General features: G+C 34.2%; 6 protein-coding genes and 2 tRNA genes. All 8 read left to right on the top strand.

Translation table 11 applies throughout. The annotated features are described in order from the left end of the window. Positions 1–17: 17 nt before the first annotated feature. Positions 18–746: an arginine ABC transporter ATP-binding protein ArtP gene (artP, locus tag B6C84_RS09065; RefSeq protein WP_065578769.1), complete on the top strand. Its 729-nt coding sequence runs from the start codon at positions 18–20 to the stop codon at positions 744–746. Between the two features lie 29 nt (positions 747–775). Then, positions 776–1510 (top strand): transporter substrate-binding domain-containing protein, encoded by a 735-nt coding sequence (locus B6C84_RS09060; protein WP_065612946.1) that lies wholly within the window; start codon positions 776–778, stop codon positions 1508–1510. A gap of 84 nt (positions 1511–1594) precedes the next feature. Then, positions 1595–2371: an arginine ABC transporter permease ArtQ gene (gene artQ, locus B6C84_RS09055; protein ID WP_217332149.1), complete on the top strand. Its 777-nt coding sequence runs from the start codon at positions 1595–1597 to the stop codon at positions 2369–2371. 9 nt (positions 2372–2380) lie between these two features. Continuing rightward, positions 2381–3058 carry an arginine ABC transporter permease ArtM gene (gene artM, locus B6C84_RS09050; protein WP_086354161.1) on the top strand — a complete coding sequence of 226 codons (678 nt, stop codon included), beginning with the start codon at positions 2381–2383 and terminating at the stop codon, positions 3056–3058. 1 nt (position 3059) lies between these two features. After that, positions 3060–4895, top strand: coding sequence for an excinuclease ABC subunit UvrC (gene uvrC, locus B6C84_RS09045; protein WP_086354160.1), 1836 nt, complete (start codon positions 3060–3062; stop codon positions 4893–4895). 107 nt (positions 4896–5002) lie between these two features. Further along, entirely contained in the window at positions 5003–5557 is a 555-nt protein-coding gene (pgsA, locus tag B6C84_RS09040) for a CDP-diacylglycerol--glycerol-3-phosphate 3-phosphatidyltransferase (protein WP_065578773.1), read from the top strand. Between the two features lie 219 nt (positions 5558–5776). Then, positions 5777–5864, top strand: a tRNA-Leu gene (locus tag B6C84_RS09035). 17 nt (positions 5865–5881) lie between these two features. Then, positions 5882–5957 (top strand) — tRNA-Gly (locus B6C84_RS09030). Positions 5958–6006 lie beyond the last annotated feature (49 nt).

Here is a 6006-nt window from a genome sequence, read left to right as displayed (position 1 = left end):
CAATTTATCTAATACTAATGAATATTGAATTAAGCCATATTAATTGTTTTTATGGTACACATCAGGCATTGAACGACGTTTCTTTATGTTACCCTTTAGGTGAAACAATTGTTTTACTTGGTCAGAGCGGTGCAGGTAAAAGTTCTTTGTTGAAAGTTTTTAATTTACTTGAAATTCCTACATCAGGTGAAATGACCATTGCTGATTCGCATTTCGATTTTTCGCAAAAAATAAGTGAATCAACAATTCGAACATTACGTAAAAATGTCGGTATGGTTTTTCAAAATTACAACCTATGGCCACATTTGACCGTTTTGGAAAATTTGATTGAAGCGCCATGCCAAGTATTAAAATTATCAAAACAAGAAGCTAGTGATAAAGCTATGTCAATCTTAGCTCGTCTACAAATTGATGAAATGGCGCATCGCTACCCTCTCCATCTTTCTGGAGGCCAACAGCAACGAGTTGCTATTGCTAGAGCATTAATGATGGAGCCGAAAATTTTGTTATTTGATGAACCAACAGCGGCATTAGATCCAGCAATTACATCACAAATTGCTGAGATTATTAATGAACTGTCACAAACCGGAATTACACAAATTATTGTTACTCATGAAGTCGATTTTGCACGTAAAGTTGCTTCACAAGTGATTTACATGGAACAAGGTAAGATTATTGAACAGGGACAACTTGAGTGTTTTGCTCATCCAAAAACCGAAGAGTTTAAAGCTTACTTATCACATTAACATTAATTAAAACCAGATTGGGTGGAAATATGAAAAAAACATTACTAGCTATTTTACTTGCAGGCTCTGCTTTTGCAGCTCAAGCAGCAGAAACATTAACTATTGGTACCGAAGCAACCTATGCACCTTTCGAATTTACTAATGATAAAAATGAAATTGTTGGTTTCGATATTGACGTTATGAATAAGCTTTGTGAAGAAATGAAAGTATCTTGCAAAATTGTTAATCAATCATTTGATGGTTTAATTCCTAGCCTTAAAACTCGTCGAATTGATGCGGCAATTGCTGGTATTGATGTTACTCCAGAGCGTCAAAAACAAGTTGCATTTACTAAAATCTACTATGATGATAGCTCAATTCAATTTATTACTTTGAAAGACTCATTAACCAGTCTTGATCAATTGAAAGGTAAAAAAGTTGGTATTCAAAAAGGTACAACGTATTCAAAATACTTAAATGAAAAGTACCCTGATGTCAAAGCAGTAAGTTATGATAGCTATCAATTTGCTTTTCTAGATTTAAAAGCAAAACGTATTGATGCTATTGTTTCAAGCTCATTTGTTGCTGGAGAATGGTTAGGTAAGGATGCTGAGATTGTTGCTTTGGGTGACAAAATTACCGATCATGAATTCTTCGGTGAAGGCTTAGGTATCGCTTTACGTCAAGGCAATGATCAATTACTTGAACAATTCAACCAAGCAATTGATAAATTAAAAGCAAATGGTGAATTAGATATTATTTATAAAAAATGGTTTAGTAAATAATATTATTTACTAAAATCTGTATATTGAGATCTCGCCGCATACTCTGCGGCGAGTTTATTTTTTTAATTTAATTACGGTTTTTTTATGTCAGACTTTTTTGCACACGGTATCGACTGGTTACTTTCTTCTATGGATGGGTATATTTTGCCGCTAACTAAAGCAACCGCAATAACGTTATCATTAGCATTTGTATCGTTAATTGTCGGCATGTTTTTTGCGTTCATTTTTACTATTTTAGAATCAGTACCCTTCAAACCCGTTGCATGGTTAATGTCACTATTTAATTTAACTATTCGAGCTTTACCCGAATTATTAATTGTGGTGGCAATCTATACCGGTTTACCGCTGTTATTGATGGCATTAGATGATGGTTTTACCATTCCATTTGGCTTTACATCATTTACCGTAAAAATGAATATTGAAAATACTCAACCGGATCCATTTTTATGCGGTGTTTTTGCTTTATCCTTACTTTATGCCGTTTATGCATCTCAAACCTTACGTGGAGCATTTAAAGCGATACCAAGTGGGCAAAAACAAGCAGCTCAAGTATTAGGTCTTAGTAAATCTCGTACTTTTTTCCGCATAATAATGCCGCAAATGTGGCGCCATGCATTACCTGGTTTGAGTAATCAATGGTTAATTTTATTAAAAGATACCGCCCTTGTATCTGCGATAGCGATTGATGATTTAATGATGCAAACCAAAACAATTGTTGCAAGAACCAACCAACCTTTCTTATGGTATTTTATTGCTATGCTTGTTTATTTAGTAATATCAGTTTTAAGTCAACGCGTTATTGCTCATATTGAAAAACGCTCTACCAAATTTGAACAACCTTCATCAGCTAATAGTCAGTAAGGTCATTTTATGTCTGATAATTTTATTTACTATCTAAAAATCATTCTTCAAGGTCTACCTGATACTTTAAGCTTAAGTATCGCAGGCATATTATCAGCTGGTTTTTTAGCTATCGTTTTTTCTTGCCTTTTATCTTTAAATTCAAAGTTTTTAACTAAAACGATACGTGGGTATATTGTTATTTTTACTGGTTCGCCTTTATTGGTACAACTTTTTTTAATCTATTATGGACCTTCACAATTTGGCGAAATTTTAAGTAAAGTACCCGCTTTTTATGAATTTATTTCATCGCCATGGTTTTGCGCTTATTTAGCATTAACGCTTAATAGTGCAGCTTACACTACTCAAATTTTCTATGGTGCTTTAAAAGCTGTTCCACAAGGACAATGGCAAGCATGTAGTGCATTAGGCATGAATAAAAGACAAACACTCAAAATTGTAATGCCATATGCATTAAAACGTGCACTGTCTACTTACTCTAATGAAGTTGTCTTCGTGGTTAAGGGAACCGCATTAGCATCAATGATTCCTGTTATGGATCTCATGGGATATAGTAATACACTAAATGGTGAATACTATGATTTCTCAATTTTTGTTGTTGCTGGGCTCATCTACCTCTTGATAAATGGTATTTTAAGCACCATTATGAGGATAATAGAGAAAAAAGCCCTCACCTTTGAAAATTAATATGAACCAATTTGATTCTGTATCTTTCTTAAAAACTGTCCCACATAAACCAGGTATCTATCAAATGTTTAATGATAAAGATACCATCATTTATGTGGGAAAAGCGAAAGACCTCAATAATCGTTTAAAAAGTTACTTTAACAGTAGTAAAAAAACCATTAAAACCGATCGATTGGTGAGTCATATTCATCGAGTAGAATTTACCATCACCAATACCGAAACCGAAGCTCTTTTGCTTGAACAGACTTATATCAAAAAATATCAACCACGATATAATGTTTTACTTAAAGATGACAAAAGCTATCCGTTTATTAAATTAAGTAAAGAACGCCATCCACAATTATCTTTATACCGCGGAGCAGTTAATCGTAAAAAAGATGAGTTTTTTGGCCCTTACCCGAGTGGCTATGCAGTTAAACAAATTCTCGCATTATTACAAAAAACTTTTCCGATAAGGCAATGTCTTAATAGTACTTATCGTAATCGAACACGTCCTTGTTTGCAGTACCAAATTAAACGTTGTTTAGGCCCTTGTGTACCGGGTTTAGTCAGCGACGAAGATTATAACGAACAAGTGAATTATGTTAGGTTATTTTTATCTGGACAGTCAGATGAAATCTTAAAAAAAATCACTGCTGATATGTTGAAAGCCAGTAGTGAGCTTAATTTTGAAAAAGCAGCAGCGTTGCGTGATCAGTTACAAGCAATCAAACACATTAATGAAAAACAAGCTATCTACAATAATAATGATAATTTAGATGTAATTGGTTTTCATTATGAACTCGGCTTAGCTTGTATTTATGTACTTTTTATTCGTAATGGACAAACATTTGGCCATCGTTCTTATTTTCCTAAAGTTCCCTCTAATACTGAACTTGAAGAAGTTATTGAGACATTTTTAGGACAATTTTATCTACAAGGTAATCAAAACAGGAATATTCCAAAGAAAATTCTTCTGAATTTTTCGTTGTCCGATAAACAAGCAATGGAAGAGACGTTATCTATTGTTGCTGAACATCAAGTTAAATTAGTTGATGAACCGAAAGGTGATAATCTTAAATTATTAAATATTGCGACCGTTAATGCTCAAACAGAAGTTAAAAATAAACTATTAGAAAACTCAACTATTAAACAAAGATACGATGCTTTAAAAGCCTTTTTGGGAATTGAGAAAATCAATAGAATGGAATGTTTTGATATCAGCCATTTTATGGGCAAAAACACTATCGCCTCTTGTGTTGTGTTTGATGATAAAGGACCAGTTAAATCTGAATTCCGTCGTTATAATATTACTGGTATCACACCTGGTGATGACTATGCAGCAATGGAACAGGTATTAACTCGTCGTTATAGTAAAAAAGATCTTCCTGAAGACAAAATCCCTGATATTATCTTTATTGATGGTGGAAAAGGTCAACTTAATCAAGCTTTACAAGTATTTGAGAAGTTACAAGTAAACTGGGATAAACATCATCCTATTTTAATTGGGGTGGCTAAAGGTGCTGAGCGTAAAGAAGGTTTAGAAACACTCTTCTTTGAAGCTCATGGCAAAGGTTATTATTTAGATGATCATTCCCCTGCTCTATTATTAATTCAACAAATCCGTAACGCATCACATGACCATGCGATTGTAGGTCAGCGTAAAAAAGGTGTTAAACAATTAACTGATAGTGCGTTAGAGCATATAGAAGGCGTTGGTGGAAAAAGACGCCAAGCATTATTAAAACATTTTGGCGGGCTTAGAGAGCTAAAAAATGCTAGTATAGATGAAATAGCCCAAGTACAAGGCATATCCAAATCGTTAGCTGAAAAAATTTATCTAAATTTACAGCAATAACACATTGAAAAATTAACATTTTTCAGGCAACATAATCAGTAAGAAAACACTGTTTTTTTAATTATCACTAACCAATTGATTAATAAAACAAAATGAGCTAATGTCACATGAAAATCAACTTACCTACATTCTTAACATTATTTCGAGTAATACTTATTCCTTTTTTTGTGTTGGCATTCTATTTATTTCCTCATGAATGGTCTGGCTTTTTTTCGGCATTATTATTCTTAATTGCCGCAGTTACAGATGTTTTTGATGGTTACCTCGCCCGTCGATTAGGTCAAACCACCAAATTTGGCGCCTTTTTAGATCCTGTCGCCGATAAAATAATGGTGACGATCGCATTGGTACTTATTACTCAGTATTATCAAGCATGGTGGATTTCTATTCCAGCGATCATCATCGTCTCTCGAGAGATCATCATTTCAGCATTAAGAGAGTGGATGGCTGAAATTGGCAAACGCAATAATGTTGCGGTATCTTCAATTGGCAAAATTAAAACTATTGCCCAAATGACAGCGTTAACTTGGTTACTTTGGCGTCCTTGCGATCTGGTTATATATGCAGGGCTAGCAGCCCTACTTATTGCAACTGTCTTAACTTTATTATCTATGTTGCAATATCTTTGGATCGCGCAAAGTGATTTATTAGACGAAGATTAAACATATTTATAAAGATGGCAAAATTATCTATGCAGTGCCTTAATAATTAAGTTTGCTAAATAATTTTGTAAGAATAGACAAAATAGCCTAATTTAACGACTAATCAGTCAAACATTGAGCAATCAAACGATTAATTTGAAATTTTTATTGACTGAAATGATAAGATAGGTAAAATGCACAGCATCCAAAACGCAGTTACCTTTCAGAACTAAGTTTTGAGCCCGGGTGGTGAAATCGGTAGACACAAGGGATTTAAAATCCCTCGGCCTTTTTGGCCGTGCGAGTTCAAGTCTCGCCCCGGGCACCATTTAAAACACCTCTCATGCGGGAATAGCTCAGTTGGTAGAGCGCAACCTTGCCAAGGTTGAGGTCGCGAGTTCGAACCTCGTTTCCCGCTCCATTTCAAGATATATGGAACTGTACTAAAGTGTATAACTAGATGATTTTTA

The sequence above is a fragment of the Gilliamella apis genome, from assembly GCF_002142155.1.
GTDB lineage: Bacteria > Pseudomonadota > Gammaproteobacteria > Enterobacterales > Orbaceae > Gilliamella > Gilliamella apis.
Note: the sequence above shows the minus strand (reverse complement) of the source record. Positions and strands in the feature narration are given on the sequence as shown.

What these genes read in the sequence shown, in the direction of transcription:
- artP (WP_065578769.1), top strand. Translation starts at nt 18, where the DNA reads ATGAATATTGAATTAAGCCATATTAATTGTTTTTATGGTACACATCAG.
- artM (WP_086354161.1), top strand. Translation starts at nt 2,381, where the DNA reads ATGTCTGATAATTTTATTTACTATCTAAAAATCATTCTTCAAGGTCTA.
- pgsA (WP_065578773.1), top strand. Translation starts at nt 5,003, where the DNA reads ATGAAAATCAACTTACCTACATTCTTAACATTATTTCGAGTAATACTT.
- uvrC (WP_086354160.1), top strand. Translation starts at nt 3,060, where the DNA reads ATGAACCAATTTGATTCTGTATCTTTCTTAAAAACTGTCCCACATAAA.
- B6C84_RS09060 (WP_065612946.1), top strand. Translation starts at nt 776, where the DNA reads ATGAAAAAAACATTACTAGCTATTTTACTTGCAGGCTCTGCTTTTGCA.
- artQ (WP_217332149.1), top strand. Translation starts at nt 1,595, where the DNA reads ATGTCAGACTTTTTTGCACACGGTATCGACTGGTTACTTTCTTCTATG.